The organism is Pseudomonas sp. SST3, from assembly GCF_003325755.1.
Map to the genome: position 1 here is coordinate 1 of NZ_QORI02000019.1, position 20717 is coordinate 20717.

Below are 20717 nucleotides of genomic sequence, written 5' to 3' on the forward strand. Positions count from 1 at the left end.
CGGCAAACTGGCGCAAGATTGTGGTCTCGTACAGCGCCTCCTCCATCGCCGGATCGCTGTAGCCGAACCAGTTCTGCATCAAATGTACGCGCAGCATCGCCATCAGCTGATACGCCGGACGACCACCTTCACCCTTGGGGTAGTGCGGCTCGATCAGGGCAATCAAACCCTTCCACGGCACCACCTGATCCATCTCGATCAGGAACAACTCTTTGCGGGTCTGCTTGCGCTTGCCGGCGTACTCGGCGTCGGCGAAGGTCATTTGCTTCATCGGGAAACTCGGGCAACGGGATCGGCGTATTTCACCAGATTCGGGAAGTCTTTTTCAGACCATCCTTAGAGGAAAGTTGGCGCGTACTTCGTCTCGCGCTACGAGATGGATAACATCTGTGAAGTATTTCCGAGGCAGGTGCTGTTTCAGCCAAGGCGTGGTGGAACTTTGGATATTTCCCAGATTCGCTAGGCCGGCCACAGAAGCGACGGTGTCGAACAGTCCAATGAATCCCATGTTGATACCGCGTTGATAACGGTGAGTGAAGCTCGAACTGAACGCCCTGCTGTTGTCTTGCAACGCTCTCCTTAAGGGCCCGTCTATGCCTCGAACGATTTCGTTAGCGAAGTGCTTTGCTGCAGCGGCACCGCGACTAAAGCCAAAAGTATCGAAAATTAGCGAGTTGATCTCACTGTCTGGATACTCTCTATTAAGTCTATCGATCAGGTCTTTGATCCCGTTAAAGGCTTTCTGTACGCACCCTGCGACGCCCGTATCACCTCGGCCCGCCCCCAAGCCTAGCGCGCTATCTTTTTCACCTGCGTTGGTGCCGATGCCATCGATATACAGCTTACGAAAGGCATGCTTTTGCGAACCGGTGCCCTCAGGGGACGGAGGAGCGTGGTACAGCTCGCTCAGTTTTTTGATATTGGTAACGTCGTTTCCATAGCTACTGCTTGGGTCAGCCATATAGAGTTTGCAGCTAGTTGCCAGATCTTCTGGCTTGATCGGGTGATGTGCACCGCAGGCGATACCTAGTGCGGTGTTGGTCGCGTTGTTGCCGGTGCCGTCGAAAAACACGCCGATACGCAGGGCCAGCTGTGTCTTTTTGGCTGGCTTGGCGGGTTGCTTGGCGTGGCGTTCATATTCCGCCCAACGCTGGACATGGATGTCGACCGGCTCGATGTTTCGCAGCTCGGCTTCACGCTTGGCTTGCGGAATGTTGGGGACGTAACCGCTCATGCTTCTACCTTTCCCTGGCAAGTGAGGCTGGATGATCTTGGGTGGACAGGCGCCGTCGAGCTACATCCTGTTGGTCACGGCGCGGAAGGTAGTAGGAACGACAGCCAGCGTCGATTCAAGCAGCCCGTTCACAAAGCGTGCGGTCGGCCTGGCGGTTTCGAGCCAGGAACAGCATTTTCACTGTGGTGCGATCGGAGCCTGCTGCGCCGTCCAGGCGCGGGCTTCGGCGAGCAGCCAGTCGCGAAAGGCATTCATGGCGGATGATTCCACGCGGCGTTCGGGAATCATCAGGTGGTAGGCCTGTCCTTCAAGTCGATAGGCGTGCGGATGCGCGATTATCAGGCGCCCCTCTGCGAGCTCTCGCTGGATCAGGAAGGGCGGGATCAGCGCGACGCCCATCTGGTGTTCGGCGGCCTGGGCGAGCATCGAGAACAGCTCTAGTCGCGGACCGGTCATGTCCCGCGCCACTTTCATCCCCAGCGAGTCGAACCACTGCCGCCAGGCGTAGGGCCGTGTGGTCTGCTGCAACAAGGGCATTTCAGCGATGGTCCGTGGCGCTAGCGTGTCCCCGCTCTTCAGCAGGGCAGGGCTGCACACCGGCACCGACTGTTCCGGCATCAGCGGATGTGCGGCGGTACCGGACCAGTCGCCATCGCCGAAATAGATCGCCGCGTCGAACTCGGTGTCAGCGAACAGGAAGGGGCGGGTGCGGTTCGTCAGGTTGACGGTTATTTCCGGGTGCAACGCCTGAAACTGCCGCAGCCGTGGCAGCAGCCATTGCGTGCCAAAGGTTGGCACCAGCGCCAATTCGATGGTCTGCGCACCCTGTTGGCCCATCACTGACAGCGTATCGCGCTCCACCGCATCAAGCTGGCTGGCGACTCGTCGCGCATAAGATTGCCCGGCCTCGGTCAGTTTCACGCCGCGGCGGGAACGGCGGAACAGTTCCAGCCCGAGGAACTCTTCCAGCCCGCCGATCTGTCGGCAGATTGCGCTCTGGGTCAGCGCCAGCTCTTCGGCAGCACGGGTAAAGCTCTGGTGGCGTGCGGCCGCTTCGAAGGCGATGAGCGCGGCGGTGCTGGGAATCTTGCGGCGCATTGTGCGACAGCCTCACTAATCTGCTGGTGTTCAGGCGCTTTAGGATATCTCGGAGTGACTAAATCGCACAGACCGTTGCGAATTACTCGTTTGCCGCCTGGCACCGCAGCTTCTAGGATCAATGCATCCGAATGCTGCACCGGGCACTGAGTCCGGTTCATCGCCTACGACAAGAGGACCACCCATGGCCGGCAAAGCAAGCTTCAACTGGATCGATCCGCTGCTGCTTGATCAGCAGCTCACCGAAGAAGAGCGCATGGTGCGCGATAGTGCCGCGCAGTTCGCTGCCGACAAGCTGGCGCCGCGCGTGCTGGAAGCCTTCCGCCATGAAAGGACCGACCCGGCGATCTTCCGCGAGATGGGCGATACCGGTCTGCTCGGCGCGACCATCCCCGAAGCCTACGGCGGCAGCGGCCTGAACTACGTGTGCTACGGCCTGATCGCCCGCGAGGTGGAGCGCATCGATTCCGGCTACCGCTCGATGATGAGCGTGCAGTCGTCGCTGGTGATGGTGCCGATCAATGAGTTCGGCAATGAGGGAACCAAGCAGAAGTACCTGCCGAAGTTGGCCAGCGGTGAATTCATTGGCTGCTTCGGCCTGACCGAGCCGAACCACGGTTCCGATCCGGGCTCGATGGTCACTCGCGCGAAAAAGGTCGACGGCGGCTACCGCCTGTCCGGCGCGAAGATGTGGATCACCAACAGCCCCATCGCCGACGTCTTCGTGGTCTGGGCGAAGGACGACGAGGGCGCCATCCGCGGCTTCGTGCTGGAAAAGGGCTGGGAAGGTCTGAGCGCTCCGGCAATTCACGGCAAGGTCGGTCTGCGCGCCTCGATCACCGGTGAAATCGTCATGGACAATGTGTTCTGCCCGGAAGAGAACGCCTTCCCCGATGTGCGCGGCCTGCGCGGACCCTTCACCTGCCTGGATTCAGCCCGCTACGGCATCAGCTGGGGCGCGTTGGGCGCCGCCGAGTTTTGCTGGCACACCGCCCGCCAATACACCCTGGACCGCCAGCAATTCGGCCGCCCGCTGGCTGCCAACCAGCTGATCCAGAAGAAGCTCGCCGACATGCAGACCGAGATCACCCTGGGGCTGCAGGGCTGTCTGCGTCTGGGCCGGATGAAGGACGAGGGCACCGCTGCCGTGGAAATTACCTCGATCATGAAGCGCAACAGTTGCGGCAAGGCCCTGGACGTGGCGCGCCTGGCCCGCGACATGCTGGGCGGCAACGGCATCAGCGACGAATTCGGCGTGGCGCGTCATCTGGTCAACCTGGAAGTGGTCAACACCTACGAAGGTACCCACGACGTGCACGCGCTGATTCTCGGCCGCGCGCAGACGGGCATCCAGGCGTTCTTCTAAGCCTGCCCGTAGGGTGGATGACGCTTCTCTCATCCACCTTCACTCCCTTGCGGTGGATGGGTAAAGCGTCAGCTAGGCGCGCCGATCCACCCTACGTTCACTTGAAATTCGAGGCTTCACCCATGTCCGGCGCCCTTTCCCATATCCGCGTCCTCGATCTGTCGCGCGTGCTTGCCGGCCCCTGGGCTGGGCAGATTCTTGGTGACCTCGGCGCCGAGGTGATCAAGATCGAGCGCCCCCGCACAGGCGATGACACCCGTCACTGGGGACCGCCGTATCTCAAGGATGCGCAGGGCGAGAACACATCGGAAGCCGCCTATTACCTGTCGGCCAACCGTAACAAGCAGTCGCTGACGCTGGACTTCACCCAGCCCGAAGGCCAGCGGATCATTCGCGATCTGGTCGCCAGCTGCGATGTGCTGCTGGAGAACTTCAAGGTCGGCGGCCTGGCGGCTTACGGGTTGGATTATGAAAGCCTCAAGGCAATCAATCCGAAGCTGATCTACTGCTCGATTACCGGCTTCGGCAGTGATGGCCCTTATGCCAATCGTGCTGGTTACGATTTCATGATTCAGGGGCTCGGCGGCCTGATGAGCCTGACCGGGCGTGCCGAAGGTGAGGAGGGCGCCGGGCCGGTCAAGGTCGGCGTGGCGCTCACCGACATTCTCACCGGGCTTTACGCCACGGTCGGTGTGCTGGCCGCGCTCAATCACCGCGAGCAGACGGGGGTGGGCCAGCATGTCGAGCTGGCGCTGCTGGACGTGCAGGTCGCCTGTCTGGCCAACCAGGCCATGAACTACCTCACCACCGGCGTGTCACCCAAACGCATGGGGAACGCGCACCCGAACATCGTGCCCTATCAGGATTTCCCCACCGCCGACGGCGATATCATTCTCACCATCGGAAACGACGGACAGTTCCGCAAGTTCGCCGAAGTCGCCGGACATCCGGAGTGGGCGACCGATGACCGTTTCGCCAGCAACAAGGCGCGTGTGGCCCATCGTCAAGAACTGGTGCCGATGATTCGCCAGGTCACGGTGTTCCGCACCACAGCCGAATGGGTGGCGGCGCTGGAGCAGGCCGGGGTGCCGTGCGGGCCAATCAACGATCTGGCGCAGGTGTTTGCCGACCCGCAGGTGCAGGCGCGCGGGCTGCACGTCGAAATGCCGCATCAATTGGCGGGAAGCGTGCCGCAGGTGGCCAGTCCGATCCGTCTTTCCGAAACGCCGGTGGAATACCGCAAGGCGCCGCCATTGCTCGGTGAGCACAGCGAAACAGTGCTGCACGAACTGCTTGGCCTGAGCTTCGAGAAGATCCTTTCCCTGCGCCAGTCCGGCGTGATCTGATCCTTGCGCGCCTGAACTCTCGAGACGCTTGGCTATCTTTATTCCTGTACCCTGGATTTTTGGATGGACGAGCGAATCATGCAGACGCAGCGTTATCGAATCACCGGACAGCTGATGGCTGTCGTGTTCATGTCCTGGCTGCTGGCCGGCTGCGGCATCAATAACATTCCCCAATACGACGAGCAGGTGAAGTCGGCCTGGTCTCAGGTGGAAAACCAGTACCAGCGCCGCGCCGACCTCATTCCCAATCTGGTTGAGACCGTCAAAGGCTTTGCCCGTCAGGAGCAGGAAACCCTGACCGCGGTCATCGAAGCTCGCTCGCGGGCTACCTCGATTCAGCTCAGCGCGGACGATCTCGACGACCCGCAGAAGCTGCAGCAATTCCAGCAGGCGCAAAACCAGCTGACCGGCGCCTTGAGCCGGTTGATGGCGGTGTCCGAGCGCTACCCGGACCTGAAATCCAATCAGAACTTCCTTGCGCTGCAGTCGCAGCTCGAAGGCACCGAGAACCGTATTGCCGTGGCACGCCGCGACTTCATCGCTGCTGTTGAGCGTTACAACACCGAGATCCGGACGTTTCCCGGGCGTATCTGGCACAGCCTGATGTACAGCGACATGCCGATCCGCGAGAACTTCGAGGCGACGGCGGAGAACGCCGAGCAGGCGCCGCAAGTGCAGTTTCAATGACGCGTCCGCTTTCGCTGACTCTGGCGCTGCTGTTCTGGGCGAGCGGTGTGGTCGCTCAGGAAGTCGAGCTGCCGGCACTGAGCGGCAGGGTTGTTGATCAGGCCGAACTGCTCGATACCCAGGCCGAGGCGCGGCTGACCAGCATGCTCGCTGCCCATGAGCAGGCCAGTGGCGAGCAGGTGGTCGTCGTCACCGTGCCGGACCTCCAGGGGCGCAGCATCGAAGAGTTCGGTGTCGCCTTGGGCCGTGAGTGGGGCATCGGGCAGAAGGATGAAGACACAGGCGCGCTGCTGATTGTCGCCCGTGACGACCGCCGGGTTCGTATTGAAGTCGGCTACGGTCTGGAGGGGCGGCTCACTGATGCGCAGTCGTCAGTCATCATCAACCGCATCATCACCCCCGCTTTCCGCGACGGCGACTTTACCCGCGGGATTACCGAGGGCGCGGCCGCGATGGTTCAGGTGCTGGGAGGTGATCCGCTGCAGACGGCTGCGATGCGTCCGGCCATGCCCATGGGGGCGCAGGAGCCCGGCGGGCTTGGCATTTTGGGCTTCTTCCTGATGCTGGTGGCGATCTTTGTGATTGGTGGCGGACGGGGCGGTCGTGGCGGCGGCCGCGGAGCGGGACGTGCGCTGCTCCTCGGTGCGCTGCTCGGCGGCATGGGTCGTGGTGGCGGAGGCGGCTTTGGCGGAGGAGGCGGCTTCGGCGGTGGTGGCGGCGGCTTTGGCGGCGGTGGTGCCTCCGGTGGTTGGTGACGACGGTGTGACCGGCCTCACCCCGAGCATCCACCCAGCGCGCAGCACACTGAGCGACGCGGCAGCATTTATTCAGCCGCGTTGGCCGATGCGTGACCCAACCAATAAGACAAGAGCCTCTCAATGATGGATACGCAATGACTCTTTTGAGCGAAAACGAGCTGCGGCAGGTAGCCGAGGCGATCGACCGTATCGAGCGTGACACGGATGCCGAGCTGGTAACGGTGCTGGCAGCGCAGGCCGATGACTATCGCTACATCCCGTTACTCTGGGCGAGTCTGATCTCGCTGCTGGTGCCCGGCGCGCTGCTGTTTTTCAGCGGCTGGCTGGCCGCCTGGCAGCTGCTGCTGGTGCAATGGCTGACCTTTATCGTACTCGCAGTGATATTCCGTATCCCCAAGCTAACCAGTCGGTTGATCCCACGCTCGGTCCGCCACTGGCGGGCCTGCAATCTGGCACGGCGTCAGTTCATCGAACTGAACCTGCATCACACGGACGGCGGTACCGGCATGCTGATCTTCGTCTCCGAGGCCGAGCGTTATGTGGAGATCCTGGTGGATCGAGGCATTTCCAGTCGCATCGATAACAGCGCTTGGGAATCCATCGTCGAGACCTTTACCCACGATGTGCGTAACGGCAAGGTGTTGGATGGGTTTCTCGGATGCATCGAAGCCTGTGGCTCGCTGCTCTCGCAGCATGTACCGGCGACCCACGAGCGCAACGAGCTGCCGAATCATCTGGTCGTGCTGCCTTAGCTTTAGAAAGAGGGATGTCAGCGCCGCCGACATCCCTCTCGCCTCAGGCCACGCTGCGCTGTCGGGCGAGCAACTCACGCTCGCGCTGCAGACCGCGAACCAGGCTGTTCTGATCGCTGCGACGGGCCGCGGCAATCAGTGTCTGGTCGATCAGGTCACGTTGTGCGTGGCTACCGCCGAACACGTGGGCCTGGCTGCGAACTGACCGCAACAGCTCGACGCAGCGGCCATATCGACCTTCAACGAACGCCACTGCCGCTTCCACTGCTGGTGCGCCGATCAGCTGGGTGAAGCGCGCATTGTCATCGTCGCGCTGGCAGGCACGCTGTTGTGCTTCACGCAGCTGGCCGAGCAATTCTTCGCGACCGCTGCAGGCGAAGGCCATGGCCGCATGGAAGTCGTTGAAGGCATAACGGCCATCCTCGGCCATCGCCGCCCAGCGTTCGGCCACGCCCGTCCAACGGTTACCCACATCGACCCCTCGTAATTGCAGGCGCCACAGCATCGAGCTGGCATCGATCAGCTCCAGTGCAAGGGTACCTTGATGGCCGTCGATCGGCCCATCGAAAAGCGCCAGCACTGTTTCGAAGTCGTCTTGCTCCAGGTAGTGCAGCGTCAGGTGCCACCAGTTATGCACGGCGAGCATGCTGTCCTGTTGCCAGGCCGGATTGCCGCGCATCCAGGCGATGCCTTCCTCGCGGCGGTCCTGCATTTCCAACACGTGGGCGACGGCATGTTGCGCCCAGGCATCGTCGGGCTGCAGCGACACGGCTTCGCGGCCATAGCGCTCGCCACGCTGATAGTCACCGGTTTCTTCCAACCCGAAGGCGTACATGCCGAGCACGGCGTGATAGCCGGGAACGGCCGCTGACCAGTCCGGCAAAGCGCGGGCGATACGGTCACGCAGCATGCGGGCATCGCCGGTGAAGAAGTCCAGTTGATGACCTGCCTGCAACGACAGCAGGTCATGAGGGTAATCGAGGCTGAGGTCTTCAAGCGTGCGTCCCGATGCATGCCAGCGCCCAGCGATCAACAGTTGCAAGGCCTGTATATGGCGCGCCTCGCGGTCGTTTTGCGGCAGTGCCTGGGCGTGCTCCAGCGATGCTTGCGCAACCGGTATAGCGGCCGCTTCGGTGCCCAGTAGATAGAGCCAGGCATGCAGGATGTGGCCCATCACCAGTTCAGGGGAAGCCTCGAGAGCGGCTTCGGTGCTCGCCAGCGAATCGGTGCGCAGGCAGCGAAACTGCGCGAGGGCCTGGTCCAGCAGGACCTGCGCCTGGCCATTGCAGCCGGTCAGTTGGTAGCCATGTGCGTCTTTCATTGTTCTATGCTCCATGAGTCCAGTTCGTTGGCAGGTGCCAACGGAGCCTATAGTCGAGGCGGCAGGGGAGTCGGACTAAAGTCATCCTGGAAACAAAACGGCCATTTCCGCCATGACACGCTCGGATCATGCTGAAAGCCTGTCACCCTTGACCGTCGCCCTCCTGGCGACGCCGGACAGCACGGCCTCGACCTTGTTCGGCCTCTACGATTTATTGTTAGGCACCCGCCGCGATTGGCAGCAGCTGATCAACCAGACCGACGTCGAATCACCCTTTCTCCCGCTGATCGTCAGCCGCGACGGGCAACCGCTGCGGGCATACAACGATGTCCCGATTCAGCCTCACGCCAGCCTTGGCAACGCGCCGCCGGTCGATGTGGTGATCGTCAGCAACCTGGCGATCAGTCCGTTCGAACCGCTGGATGACCGCTACGACCAGGAAGCGCAATGGATGCGTGAGCGTTACGAGGCAGGCGCGACGCTGGCGTCGGCCTGTTCGGGCGCAATATTGCTGGCCCGTACCGGCTTGCTGAAAGGCTGCGAAGGCACTTCTCACTGGGGCTATTGCGACTGCCTGCGCCGCGAATACCCCGAGGTCCATTGGCAGCCGGATAAGGCGTTGGTGACCGCCGGGGTCGGTCAGCGGCTGGTGGTGTCAGGCAGCGGTAGCAGCTGGCACGCACTGGCGCTCTTTCTCATTGCGCGCTTCATCGGCGCGCGTGAGGCCATGGAGGTGGCGCGGCTCAACCTGTTCGACTGGGATGCGACCAGCCCGCTTGCTTACGCCGCGATGATGCGCACCGGCCAGCTTGCCGATCCGGTCATTGCGCGTTGTCAGGAATGGGCCGCGCAGCATTACGACGGCGAAGCCCCGGTGGCGGCGATGGTGCGGATCAGCGGCTTGCAGGAGCGAACCTTCCAGCGCCGCTTCGCCCAGGCCACCGGGCTGTCGCCTCTGGACTACGTGCACACCCTGCGGCTGGAGGAAGCCAAACAATTGCTGGAAAGCGGAGACCTTCCGGTGGAAGCCATCGCCTGGGAAGTGGGCTATCAAGACGCCGGATTCTTCGGCCGGCTGTTCCGGCGCAAGGTGGGCCTGACGCCAGCCCAGTATCGCCGACGCTTCGGTGTATTGGCGCGGCGCTTGGCCAGCGTGGCGACGCCAGCCGCCGCAGTCGGTGCGCATTGAGCGGGTTGACGGACGACGTCAGGTGCCGACTGTCGCCCTTGACGATGCGCCACCTAGGACGGTGGCGTTGGTTTCGATAACCGTTGCAGCCTGAGGTCGGGCGCCGGGTTCAGAGCATCCCCGGACCGTCGTCCTCGGGTTGTTCCACCGGCGCCAGATCGAGGAACTCAGTGTTCTCCATGGCGCTGGCGGCCACCCGGTCGATGCTGCTCATGGCATGGCCAATGATCGAGCTGACGCTGGCTTCGTGATGATGCTCGGGCAGGCGCTCGATGGCCGCGAGCACTTCTTCACCCGGAACGGTTTCCTCGGCTAGCAGCTTGTCGGCGATCTCATCCAGTGCTGGCTTGAGCCGCTGCAGCAGGGCCATGCATTCCCGGTCGAGCTGCTTGAGCAGGGTGTCGGCCGCCCGGATGGATTCGCCGGAATCGAACTCGATGTGCGCGTCGCGCACCGCCTGCAGGCTGAGCAGCGAACCGTTAGGCCCCATCCCCAGCGCGCCAACCATCGACAGCGCGATCTTTGAGGCTTCCTGCAGATCCTGACCGGCACCGGAGGAGACCTCGTGGAAGTACAGTTGCTCGGCGCCGCGGCCGGCCAGCAGCATCTGGATGCGGTTGCGCAGCTCGGATTCCATATGCAGACGCTTGTCTTCGACCGGCGTTACCAACGTCACGCCTAGCGCCTGGCCGCGCGGTAGTATGGTGACTTTTTCCACTCGGCCGGTTTTCAGCGCAGCAGCGACCAGCGCATGGCCGGCCTCGTGCACGGCGATGCGTTTGCGGTCGGTGGGCGACATGGGCGTCACCCCCGATGGTTGCTCGCCGATGCGGCAGGTTTCCACCGCGTCGACGAAATGCGCCATGGTGACCGTCGTTGCGGCGCCACGCGCAGCGAGCAGGGCGGCATGGTTGGCGATATAGGCGATAGCGGCCGGCGTCAGGCCCACGGTGTTACGCGCCAGTTGGGCGAAATCCAGGTCCTGTTCAGCGCGAATCTTGTCCGCGTACAGGCGGAACAGCGCCTCTCGGTCGTTCAGCCCCGGCAGGCCGACGGCGATCGAACGGTCGAAACGCCCCTCACGGACCAGCGCCGGGTCCAGCGAATTGGGGAAGTTGGTAGCGCCCAGTACCAGCACGCCGCTGGCGCCGTCGAAGCCATCCATCTCGGCGAGGAACTGGTTGATGATGCGATTGCTCTCGGCATCGCTGGAGCGCTGCTGCTCGGCGCGTTTGCCAATGCCATCGATCTCATCGATAAAGATGATGCACGGTGCCTGCTTGCGGGCGGTACGAAACAGCGCCTTGACCTTCTGAATGCCCACGCCGAAGTACATCGAGGAGAAGTCGCTACCGGTCACCTGAATGAAGCTGGCGTTGGACTCGGTGGCCAGGGCCTTGGCCAGCTGGGTCTTGCCGGTGCCGGGTTCGCCGGTCAGCAGTACCCCCTTGGGTGGGCGGGCGCCCAGCGCCGTATAGGCCGCGGGATCGCGGAGATAGCTGGTGACATCGGTGAGTGCCTGCTTGGCTTCGCTGGCGCCGATCACGTCGGCAAAGCTGACGCCGCTACCCTTGCGCTGTACCTGGAAGGCCTGACTCTTGATCGCCAGATAGATAAGCGCGCCGACCAGCAGAAGGATGAATGGCGCATAGGGCACGACCGACTTGTACCAGGGCGCCTCACCGTCGGTTTCGAACAGGGTCAGCGGGAACAGCTGGCCTTCGCTGCTGGCGTAATGGTTGAGTAGCAGCTGGGCGACACGACCGGATTGATCCGGCAGCCAGTAACGCAAACCATCGTTCCGGCTGATGTAGACCGCATCCTTGCCGAGCGCGGCGCTTGATATGGTTGCGCCACGCAGATCATTCATGAGCACCGAAAGGTCCTGGCGGTTGGTTTCCCAGGGATCGGTGGATTGCCGCAGAGCCTCGAGCATACTGGCGGCAGCGCCTGTCGAGGGCGTGGCCGGGGCCGCAGGCTTGAACTGCCAGTAGGCCACACAAGCAGCGATGACCAGCACCAGCAAAACGGATAGCACAGGGCCGCGACGACCTTGCAGCAGACGTGGTGTTTTCATTTCACATCCAATCGGGGAAGCCCGATGTTCGACAAACAACCGCCTTGGAGGCGGACCACAGTTATTCACGGGGAAGCCCCGCAGGCGCCAATTGGGTGGCGCTGGGCAGTGCTCGCTTGTGGGATGCGATTTATATGCCGGACTGCCTATCGGGCACTTGGGCTCCGATAGCCGGCGAGGATACGGCAAGTGCCACCATGCGCGTGGCGTTGCGACGAATGGCGGGCCGGTTTTCGACGAATGACCGTTCGGTCGCGGAACGAAATGACTGCGATGGGCTATAGCTCATGAGCGGCGAACAAGGCTGATCGGCGGGCTTCCAAAACCTCGCCAAGCACGCGCGTCCTTTGACGAAGCTCACGGCATGACGTTTTTCGCGAGAGGAAACATCGTTTCCGATGAGTGGGCTGCTGAACGTCGGACGTTTAGCGAATTCGTTCCGGATTCGTAGTACATAGCCTGCCTTTCGCAGTCAGAGCAGTACCCGCACCATGTCTACCCTCACCGAGCTGGCGCAGCAGATCGCGTCGCTGTATCCATTGCAAGACAAGTCCGCCGGTAGGCGTTACCGCATTGTCAGTCAGCTGGCAGGCATGACCGAGCTGGAAGAGATCAATGGTGCGCCGCGCTATGTCGATACATGCCAGCTCGCCGATCAGAACCTCTGGGATGGTGGCACCGCGCTGTCCGCTGGACGACTCGCTTCCGTCTAGCCCACGCCTTTTCTCCGCAGCGTCAGGGCGCGGCCCGAGGGGTCACTCTGTGGCTCAGGTCTCGCCGTTTCGCTTGTATTTCGCAAAGGTCATCCGGCATTCTGCAGCGTTCGCCTGACGCGCGCGTCAGGCCGCCGACGAGAGTGCCTCGGGCAGTGATCGCAAGGTCGGCGACCCGTTACGGAGACCGGAAATGATGATGTATGAAAGCAGCTTCGCCATGCTGAAGAGCGCCCGATCGATGCTGATCGTCGCTCTGCTGGCACTGCCCTCGTTGGGGCAGGCGCAGGAATTGAGCGAGCCGATCGGCTACATCATGAAGGTGAAGGGCGAGGCGACGGTTACCAGCCGCGGACAGACGATCGACGCGGCCGTCGGCCAGGCCGTGATCCTCGGCGCGGTGCTGCGTACCGGTGCGCAGGGCTCGATGGGCGTGACGCTCAGCGATAACACTGTGATGTCCTTCGGCCCCAACAGTGAATTCATTCTCGATGAATACGAGTTCGAACCCATCCGCGAGGAGCTGCGGCTTAGCGCTCGCATCAGTCGCGGTACGTTGAATTTCATTTCTGGCGTGATCGCCAAGCTCAAGCCCGAGGCGGTCGAGCTGAAAACCCCCACAGGCACCATCGGAGTGCGCGGTACTCACTTTCTGGTGAAGGTCGGCCAGTGATAAAGATGCTGCGATACGGATTCATGCTGCTGTGCTTCGTTTGGTTGCCGGGCTGCGTGACGGGAGATTACGTGGTGCTGCTGGAGAGTCCGGACGGCACTACCGGCGCGGTGCTGGTGGAGGATGCCGATGGCCAGACTCGCCTCGATCGTACGCATCAGGCTGTGGCGATCGGCAGCCGCGGGCCTGGCTCGCGTCCGTTCAATGTCGGCGAGCGGCGCATTAACCACGATTTCTCCGAGGCGCTGGCCGCCCAGCCGACCTTGCCACAGCGCTTCCAGCTGTACTTCCAGATCGGCAGCGCCGAGCTGACCGAGCAATCGCAGCGAGCCATCGAGCAGGTTTTCGAGGCGATCCGCTTGCGCGGGCCGTCTGCCGTCTCGGTCATCGGTCATACCGATACGCTAAGCGGTCCGGTCTGGAACGAGCAGCTGGGCCTGATCCGTGCTCAGGCGATTGCGGACATGTTGCGCAGCCGAGCCATGGAGGTGATCGAGCTGAGCGTTTCCTCGCATGGCGAGCGCAACCTGTTGATCGATACGCCGGATGGCGTGTCCGAACCGCGCAACCGCCGGGTCGAAGTCAGCATTCGCTGAGCCGCTTCACTTTTCCGTCATCAGGATGCGCTCGCCGCGCTGTCCGGCCCGTAGCCGCTGCAACTGGTAGTGCACCAAGGCGTCATCGGGTCGCTCGGCGTGCAGCCGTTCGAAGGTCTCGGTAGCCTCTTCATGTTCGCTAACGAGCAGCGCATAGGCTGCGTCATAGCCGCAGTCATCTTTCGTTTCACAGGGCTCGTAAAGGCGGATCTGTCGCGCTTTACCCTTGAGCAACACATCGCCGACGGCGCGCATCGGCACGTTCGGGTTAGCTGTGCGGATGGTTTCCGATACGCAGAGCTCAGTGCCTAGATAGCGGTTCATACCTTCCAAGCGCGCCGCCACGTTAACCGCATCGCCCAACGCGCGGTAATCGAACAGGGTTTTACCACCAAAGTTGCCGACGACAACCTCACCGCTGTGCGCGCTGATGCGCGTGCGTCCGAGTGGGATGCCGGCAGCATGCTGGGCAGCCGTGAAGGTTCGGGTGAAATCGCGAATCTCCAATGCACAAGCCAGGGCGCGCCGTTGGTGGTCAGGCTGCACCAGAGGGGCTGAGAAAAGGATCGCCATGCCATCACCAACGATGCGCTCGAGCGTGCCTTCGTGGCGGAAGGCAATTTGAATGATGCCCTCCAGATATTCATTCAGCATGCCCACGACCTGTTCCGGTGACTGCCGCTCCATCAGACTGGTGAAGTCGGTGATGTCGGTGAAGACGAAACTGCAGCAGCGTCGCTCGCCGCCGAGCCGCAGCTGCTCGGGATGGCGGACCAGATGGTTGACCAGATTCGGCGAGATATAGCGTGAGAATGCATTGCGCATCCAGCGTTGTTGCCGCTCGCTGGCGCGGTGGCGTGCGAGGCTGGTGCCGAGGTAGATCACCAGCAGGCCAATCGAGAGCGTGAGCGCATCGAGCAGCAGCCCCTGCCGCGAATAGGCCCACCAGGCCGCGGCATGCAGCGCCGCCACCATGGCTACGGCGACCCAGGCGGCGGTAAACGCACCGCTCCTCAGGGTCAGAAGACACAGCATCAGGCCAGCCAGCAGCAGCGTAAACGCCTCCACCGGACTGGCCCAGAACGGGCGCCGCAGTGGCGTACCGGCCAATGCCTGTTCGATTGCCTGGGCGTGCACCTGGACGCCTGGAATCATCCCTCCGAGTGGGCTGAAGCGAAGATCCTGCAAGCCCTGAGCCGAGCTGCCGATCAACACGATGCTGCCCTTTAATGGCCCCATGGACGCCCCGTCCAGCACGCGCCAGGCGGGCACCGTCTGTGCGACCAGGTCGCGGCGATAGTGCAGCCAGAGTTCACCCCGGCGATTGGTCGGGAGAGTCAATCGGCCGATCCTGACCTGCTCGACCGCACCGCCCGCCGCGGTCTCGATGCGATAGTGGTTCTGTCCTAGATAGACCCGAAGCGCTTCGGCAGTCAGCGAGGGGAGCAGATGCTCGCCGACGCGAATCATCACGGGCACACGTCGCACCACGCCATCGGCGTCGGCCCTGAAGGCCATGGCGCCGCTACCGACGGCAGCCCTCTCAAGTAAAGGTAGCGCGCTGGTGGTCCCGGCGTAGACAGAAAAGCCGGGCGGTTTCGCGTCCGCGTGAGATTGGATGCCGAAGCGGCTTAGCGGCGTGATCGGCGAAGGTGAGCGTGTGGTGGCGAAGCCGAGGACGCTGGGCTGGCGCTCGAGCGCAGCGGCGAAAAGTCGGTCGTGGTTGGGCAAGGTGCCAAGCGTTTCGGCGAGGCCGGGCGGCAGCTTCAACTGGTTTACAAGACGGTGCGGGGAGCTGCGGTCCGGCTCGGCGAACAGCACATCGAACACCACCACTGCGGCGCCGGCATCGTGCAAGCGTTCCACCAACTGTGCCAGCAGATCCCGTGACCAGGGCCATTGTCCGAGGCGTGCGAGACTGGCTTCGTCGATGTCCACCACCCGAACCACGGTCTGCTCGGGCGCTGGCCTAGGCTGCCAGCGTTGGTACTGATCGAACAGGCTGTTGCGCAAGCTTTGCAGCATCAGTGGTTCGGTTAGATATAGCGCGCAAGCAGCAAGCAATCCGGCCATCGCGAGTAGCAGGCGCGGCGCCCGAATTCGGGGCAGTATCATCAGTCGCGCTCCCCGCAACCGGCCGGTTGGCTAGGCTGGCTCAGTCGAGCACCAGAATAGCGTCCATTTCCACCTGTGCGGCCTTTGGCAGCGCGGCGATGCCGATGGCGGCGCGGGCCGGGTAGGGCTGCTGAAAGTAGCGGCTCATGACTTCGTTGACCGTGGCGAAGTTGCCCAGGTCGGTGAGGAAGATGTTCAGCTTGACGATGTCTTTCAGCGAGCCGCCAGCGGCTTCGGCTACCGACTTGAGGTTCTCGAATACTTGTACGGTCTGCGCTTCGAAGCCCTCCACCAGTTCCATGGTCTTCGGGTCGAGGGGAATCTGCCCGGACATGTAAACGGTATTGCCGGCCTTGATCGCCTGGGAATAGGGGCCAATGGCCGCGGGCGCGTTGTCGCTGTGAATCACGGTTTTGCTCATGGAGGTGCTCCTGGTAGAAGAATGCGGCCCCAGAGCATACGGGCTGAGGCGGGGTTGCAAAAGCCCTACACCCCGTATCGGTTGGAGAGGTGACCAGTCGAATCAGGCTTTCATTCGGGTGATGCGCATGACGCCCTTGATCGCGCGCAGCTTCTTGATCACGCGGGCCAGATGCACGCGGTCATGCACGCTGACGACCAGCTGAACGACGCTGATGCGACCGTCGCGCTCATCCATGCCGATCTTCTCGATGTTGCCGTCGGCGGCGTTGACGCTACCGGCCAGCAGGGCGATCAAGCCGCGCTGGTGTTCCAGCTCGACGCGCAGTTCAACGTTGAACTCACCAGTGACGTCCTTGGACCAGGATAGCTGGATGCATTTGTCCGGGCTGTGGCGGACCTCGGCAATGTTCCGGCAGGTGTCCAGGTGCACCACCATGCCTTTGCCGGCGGATAGATGGCCAACGATGGGATCACCTGGGATCGGCGTGCAGCATTTGGCGTAGTTGAGCACGAGGCCCTCGGTGCCGCGAATGGCCAGCGGTCCCTCGACGCTCGGTGCCTGCTCGCCTTCACTGGCCAGCAAGCGTCGGGCGATCACGTAGGCCATGCGATTGCCCAGACCAATGTCCTCAAGCAAATCCTCGACCACTTCCATATGGTATTCATTGAGCACTGCCTGGATGCGCTCAGGGGAAATCCTGTCCAGATTGGTTTCGAACCCGGTGAGCACCTTGTTCAACAGGCGCTCGCCGAGGTTGATCGACTCCGAGCGGCGTTGCAGTTTGAGTGCATGGCGAATGTGCGTGCGCGCCTTCCCCGTGACCACGAAATTGAGCCACGCGGGGTTTGGCCTTGCGCCGGGGGCAGTGACGACTTCCACGGTGCTGCCACTTTCCAGGGCTTGCGAAAGCGGCGCCAGGCGGCGATTGACGCGGCAGGCGATGCAGGTGTTGCCGACGTCGGTGTGCACCGCGTAGGCGAAATCCACCGCCGTGGAGCCTTTCGGCAGCTCCATGATGCTGCCCTTGGGCGTGAAGACATAGACCTCATCCGGGAACAGGTCGATCTTCACGCTCTCGATGAATTCCAGCGAGTTGCCGGCGCGTTCCTGCAGCTCCAGCACGCCCTTGACCCACTGTCGCGCGCGGGCGTGGGTGCCCTTGGGAGTTTCGTCATCGTTGGATTTGTACAGCCAGTGTGCGGCGATGCCGTTGTTGGCCATCTCTTCCATCTCACGGGTGCGGATCTGGATCTCGATGGGTACGCCGTGCATGCCGAATAGTGTCGTGTGCAGCGACTGGTAGCCGTTGGCCTTGGGAATAGCGATGTAATCCTTGAACCGGCCAGGCAGCGGTTTATAGAGGCTATGCACCGCGCCGAGCACGCGGTAGCAGGTGTCGACCTTGTCGACCACGATGCGAAAGGCGTAGACGTCCATGATCTCGTTGAACGCCTTGCGCTTGCCGCGCATCTTCTTGTAGATGCTGAACAGGTGCTTCTCGCGGCCCACCACCTCGCCTTCGAGGCCGTCGCGCTCGAGGCAGTGAATCAGCGATTGTTCGATCTTGTCGACGATTTCGTTGCGGTTGCCGCGGGCTCGGCGGACGGCGGCGCGGATGCGCTCCGAACGCATCGGGTGCATGGCCTTGAATCCGAGATCCTCGAACTCCACCCGCATGGCGTGCATGCCCAGCCGGTTGGCGATGGGTGCGTAGATTTCCAGGGTTTCCTTGGCGATGCGCCGACGCTTCTCGCCGGCCAGCACTTCAAGGGTGCGCATGTTGTGCAGGCGGTCGGCGAGCTTGACCAGGATGACGCGTATATCGCGCGCCATGGCCATCGCCATCTTCTGGAAGTTCTCGGCCTGTGCCTCGGCCTTGGTTTCGAACTTCATCTGGGTCAGCTTGCTGACCCCGTCCACCAGTTCGGCGACGGTCTCCCCGAACTGCGCTGTGAGCGCCTCCTTGGCGATGCCGGTGTCCTCGATGACGTCATGCAGCATCGCGGCCATCAGGCTCTGATGGTCCATGTGCATGTCAGCGAGAATATTAGCGACCGCGAGGGGATGGGTGACGTAGGCTTCGCCGCTGCGCCGACGCTGGCCGTCATGGGCCTGCTCAGCATAGAAATAGGCACGGCGTACCAGGTCGACCTGGTCGGCGCCGAGGTAGGTCGAAAGGCGATCGGCAAGAGCGTCTATGGCTGGCAACGGATTGCTCCTTGCCGGCGGGGCGCTATGTATGCGGTTCGACTTCGACCTGGCATTTAGTTAGAGGGCCTCGTTGGGCTCTTCCTCGTACTGAACGAACAGTGGCTCGTCATCAACGATATCGTCTTGTGCGATGACATCGTAATCCACCAGACCAGAGGCGATTTCACGCAGGGCAACCACGGTTGGCTTGTCGTTTTCCCAAGCCACTTTCGGCTCCTTGCCGCCGGTAGCCAGCTGACGCGAGCGCTTGGTGGCGAGCATGACCAGCTCGAAGCGGTTATCTACGTTGTCCAGACAGTCTTCAACGGTAACGCGGGCCATGGTGTTCCTCATCAATAACGGTAAAGCATGCCCAAATTGGGCGAGCGGACGGGATAGTCTAAAAAATCACCAGCCAATAGGGAAGCGGTAAAACGTCCCGCGTCCAGGCTCAGGGCATGGCGGGACTCCGCCAGGCCGACCGGTGTACTGGCGCGGCCTCTCAATTGCGGGCTGACTCAGGCCAGCAGTTCCTCCAGCAGGCCGCGGAAGCGTTTCTGCTGAGCGGTTTGCAGCAACTGGTTGGCGCGGAAAATCGCCTGTAGATCGATCAGCGCGTGGGCGAAATCATCGTTGATGACCAAGTAATCGTATTCGACGTAGTGGGTCATTTCGCTGACCGCCTCGCGCATGCGCTTCTCGATCACATCATCGCTGTCCTGGCCGCGGTTGGTCAGCCGCTGGCGCAGTGCCTCTTGAGTGGGCGGCAGGATGAAAATCGATTTTGCCTGTGGCATCACTCGACGGACTTGCTGGGCGCCCTGCCAATCGATTTCCAGAATCAGGTCGTAGCCCTCGCTCAGGGTCTGCTCAAGCCAGCGCTGCGACGTACCGTAGAGGTTGCCGAAGACCTCGGCGTGCTCGAGAAATTCACCATGCTCAAGGCGCTCAACGAACTCCTCACGGCTGACGAAATGGTAATTGACCCCGTCGACCTCGCCTGGACGCATGGAGCGTGTCGTGTGCGAAACCGAAACCCGGACCTGCGGCTGCGCATCGAGCAAGGCCTTGACCAGGCTGGTCTTGCCGGCCCCGGAAGGCGCGGAAACAATGTAGAGCGTACCGGTGGAGGCTGACATGTAATTCTCTGTACGGTTGCTAAGGTATGCCTGGCAGGCGGTCGGTCCGCGATTCAAGGCCAAGCGTAGTTGCTATTCGATGTTCTGGACCTGTTCGCGCATCTGCTCGATGAGCACCTTGAGGCTCACTGCCGCCTGCGTGCTGCGTGGGTCGAATGCCTTGGAGCCCAGGGTATTGGCTTCGCGATTGAGCTCCTGCATGAGGAAGTCCAGGCGCCGCCCGGCAGCGCCGCCGGATTTCAGTACCCGGCGCACTTCGTTGACGTGAGTAGTCAGGCGGTCAAGCTCTTCGGCGACGTCGCTCTTCTGCGCCAGCATCACCATTTCCTGTTCGAGGCGCTGCGGATCCAGTTCGACGCGCATGTCGGCACAGCGTTCGAGAATCTTCTGGCGCTGTGCGGCGAGCATCTGCGGGACCTGCGAGCGTAGCGTTGCGGTTTCCTCGGTGATCGCATCAAGGCGTTCATTGATGAGTCGGGCCAGCTCTTCGCCCTCGCGTTGACGGCCGCTTTTCAACTGCGTCAGGGTGTCGTGGAACAGTTGCAGGGCCGCGCTGTTGAGTGCTTGCGGATCGGCCGAATCGCCCACCAGCACGCCTGGCCAGGAGAGCACTTCCAATGGGTTGATCGCGGCGGGCTGCTTGATCAGCGCGGCAACGTTTTCCGCTGCGGCAATCAACTGTCTGGCGCGATCGCTGTCCACTTGCATCGAGCGACCCGTGGCGTCCTCCGCGAAGCGCAGCGTGCATTCGACCTTGCCGCGCGAAAGGCCCTTGCGCAACGCGTCGCGGACCGCTCCCTCCAGGTCTCGGAAGGCGTCCGGAAGACGCAGATGCGGCTCCATATAGCGATGGTTCACCGAGCGGATCTCCCAGCTGAGGGTGCCGTGGCCGCCGGCCTGCTCGGCGCGTGCGAAGGCCGTCATGCTGTGGATCATTGGGTAACCCCTCGGTGCGGTGCGAAAGGCGGAGGATTGTAAAGGAAAAACGCGCATTGGCGTACGCGCATTGCCTTGGTAGGCGCCTGGTTCGGTGGGGGCG

General features: G+C 62.3%; 20 protein-coding genes. 9 read left to right on the forward strand and 11 right to left on the reverse strand.

Translation table 11 applies throughout. From position 1 onward, the window contains the following. The 3 genes from DQ405_RS17660 to DQ405_RS17670 form a co-directional block, all read right to left on the reverse strand. The coding region (locus DQ405_RS17660; RefSeq protein WP_168425392.1) for a transposase at positions 1-271 on the reverse strand (271 nt) is incomplete at its 3' end. Positions 272-325: 54 nt separating this feature from the next. Next, complete coding sequence (locus tag DQ405_RS17665) at positions 326-1234, reverse strand: DUF2235 domain-containing protein (protein WP_168425393.1); 909 nt, start codon at positions 1232-1234, stop codon at positions 326-328. A gap of 177 nt (positions 1235-1411) precedes the next feature. Continuing rightward, the gene (locus tag DQ405_RS17670) at positions 1412-2332 is read right to left on the reverse strand and encodes a LysR family transcriptional regulator (protein WP_168425394.1); all 921 of its coding nucleotides are present in this window, start codon (positions 2330-2332) and stop codon (positions 1412-1414) included. A 184-nt stretch (positions 2333-2516) separates the two neighbouring features. Between DQ405_RS17670 and DQ405_RS17675 the strand changes: the two genes are divergently transcribed. The 5 genes from DQ405_RS17675 to DQ405_RS17695 all read left to right on the forward strand — a co-directional run bounded on the left by DQ405_RS17675 (position 2517) and on the right by DQ405_RS17695 (position 7241). Beyond that, the gene (locus DQ405_RS17675; protein ID WP_168425395.1) at positions 2517-3698 is read left to right on the forward strand and encodes an acyl-CoA dehydrogenase; all 1182 of its coding nucleotides are present in this window, start codon (positions 2517-2519) and stop codon (positions 3696-3698) included. A gap of 122 nt (positions 3699-3820) precedes the next feature. Then, positions 3821-5044 carry a CaiB/BaiF CoA transferase family protein gene (locus tag DQ405_RS17680; protein WP_168425396.1) on the forward strand — a complete coding sequence of 408 codons (1224 nt, stop codon included), beginning with the start codon at positions 3821-3823 and terminating at the stop codon, positions 5042-5044. Between the two features lie 63 nt (positions 5045-5107). Then, positions 5108-5731 (forward strand): LemA family protein, encoded by a 624-nt coding sequence (locus tag DQ405_RS17685; RefSeq protein WP_174824691.1) that lies wholly within the window; start codon positions 5108-5110, stop codon positions 5729-5731. Further along, positions 5728-6486 carry a TPM domain-containing protein gene (locus DQ405_RS17690; protein ID WP_168425397.1) on the forward strand — a complete coding sequence of 253 codons (759 nt, stop codon included), beginning with the start codon at positions 5728-5730 and terminating at the stop codon, positions 6484-6486. The genes DQ405_RS17685 and DQ405_RS17690 overlap by 4 nt, the downstream gene beginning before the upstream one ends. Positions 6487-6623: 137 nt before the next feature. Continuing rightward, on the forward strand, positions 6624-7241 hold the full coding sequence (locus tag DQ405_RS17695; protein ID WP_168425398.1) for a TPM domain-containing protein: 618 nt from the start codon (positions 6624-6626) through the stop codon (positions 7239-7241). A gap of 43 nt (positions 7242-7284) precedes the next feature. On the opposite strand, the gene DQ405_RS17700 is transcribed toward DQ405_RS17695, so the two are convergent. After that, positions 7285-8562 carry a tetratricopeptide repeat protein gene (locus tag DQ405_RS17700; RefSeq protein ID WP_168425399.1) on the reverse strand — a complete coding sequence of 426 codons (1278 nt, stop codon included), beginning with the start codon at positions 8560-8562 and terminating at the stop codon, positions 7285-7287. Between the two features lie 112 nt (positions 8563-8674). On the opposite strand from DQ405_RS17700, the gene DQ405_RS17705 reads away from it, so the two are divergent. Further along, complete coding sequence (locus DQ405_RS17705) at positions 8675-9751, forward strand: GlxA family transcriptional regulator (protein WP_168425400.1); 1077 nt, start codon at positions 8675-8677, stop codon at positions 9749-9751. A gap of 109 nt (positions 9752-9860) precedes the next feature. Here DQ405_RS17705 and DQ405_RS17710 read toward each other — a convergent pair whose 3' ends face one another. Continuing rightward, positions 9861-11828, reverse strand: a complete 1968-nt coding sequence (locus tag DQ405_RS17710) for an AAA family ATPase (RefSeq protein WP_168425401.1) — start codon at positions 11826-11828, stop codon at positions 9861-9863. 491 nt (positions 11829-12319) lie between these two features. Here DQ405_RS17710 and DQ405_RS17715 point away from each other — a divergent pair, with 491 nt between their 5' ends. The 3 genes from DQ405_RS17715 to DQ405_RS17725 all read left to right on the forward strand — a co-directional run bounded on the left by DQ405_RS17715 (position 12320) and on the right by DQ405_RS17725 (position 13810). After that, on the forward strand, positions 12320-12541 hold the full coding sequence (locus DQ405_RS17715; protein WP_168425402.1) for a hypothetical protein: 222 nt from the start codon (positions 12320-12322) through the stop codon (positions 12539-12541). Positions 12542-12734: 193 nt separating this feature from the next. Beyond that, positions 12735-13214, forward strand: a complete 480-nt coding sequence (locus DQ405_RS17720) for a FecR family protein (protein ID WP_241730062.1) — start codon at positions 12735-12737, stop codon at positions 13212-13214. Between the two features lie 5 nt (positions 13215-13219). After that, positions 13220-13810: an OmpA family protein gene (locus DQ405_RS17725; protein ID WP_168425403.1), complete on the forward strand. Its 591-nt coding sequence runs from the start codon at positions 13220-13222 to the stop codon at positions 13808-13810. A 6-nt stretch (positions 13811-13816) separates the two neighbouring features. On the opposite strand, the gene DQ405_RS17730 is transcribed toward DQ405_RS17725, so the two are convergent. The 6 genes from DQ405_RS17730 to DQ405_RS17755 all read right to left on the reverse strand — a co-directional run bounded on the left by DQ405_RS17730 (position 13817) and on the right by DQ405_RS17755 (position 20614). Beyond that, positions 13817-15925, reverse strand: coding sequence for a CHASE2 domain-containing protein (locus DQ405_RS17730; protein ID WP_168425404.1), 2109 nt, complete (start codon positions 15923-15925; stop codon positions 13817-13819). Between the two features lie 40 nt (positions 15926-15965). Further along, positions 15966-16346, reverse strand: a complete 381-nt coding sequence (locus DQ405_RS17735; RefSeq protein ID WP_168425405.1) for a RidA family protein — start codon at positions 16344-16346, stop codon at positions 15966-15968. A 102-nt stretch (positions 16347-16448) separates the two neighbouring features. Next, the gene (spoT, locus tag DQ405_RS17740; protein WP_168425406.1) at positions 16449-18557 is read right to left on the reverse strand and encodes a bifunctional GTP diphosphokinase/guanosine-3',5'-bis pyrophosphate 3'-pyrophosphohydrolase; all 2109 of its coding nucleotides are present in this window, start codon (positions 18555-18557) and stop codon (positions 16449-16451) included. A 60-nt stretch (positions 18558-18617) separates the two neighbouring features. Beyond that, complete coding sequence (gene rpoZ / locus DQ405_RS17745; RefSeq protein ID WP_021207191.1) at positions 18618-18881, reverse strand: DNA-directed RNA polymerase subunit omega; 264 nt, start codon at positions 18879-18881, stop codon at positions 18618-18620. Positions 18882-19057: 176 nt separating this feature from the next. Further along, positions 19058-19678 carry a guanylate kinase gene (gene gmk, locus DQ405_RS17750; protein ID WP_168425407.1) on the reverse strand — a complete coding sequence of 207 codons (621 nt, stop codon included), beginning with the start codon at positions 19676-19678 and terminating at the stop codon, positions 19058-19060. A gap of 72 nt (positions 19679-19750) precedes the next feature. Continuing rightward, positions 19751-20614, reverse strand: a complete 864-nt coding sequence (locus tag DQ405_RS17755) for a YicC/YloC family endoribonuclease (protein ID WP_168425408.1) — start codon at positions 20612-20614, stop codon at positions 19751-19753. Between the last annotated feature and the right edge of the window lie 103 nt (positions 20615-20717).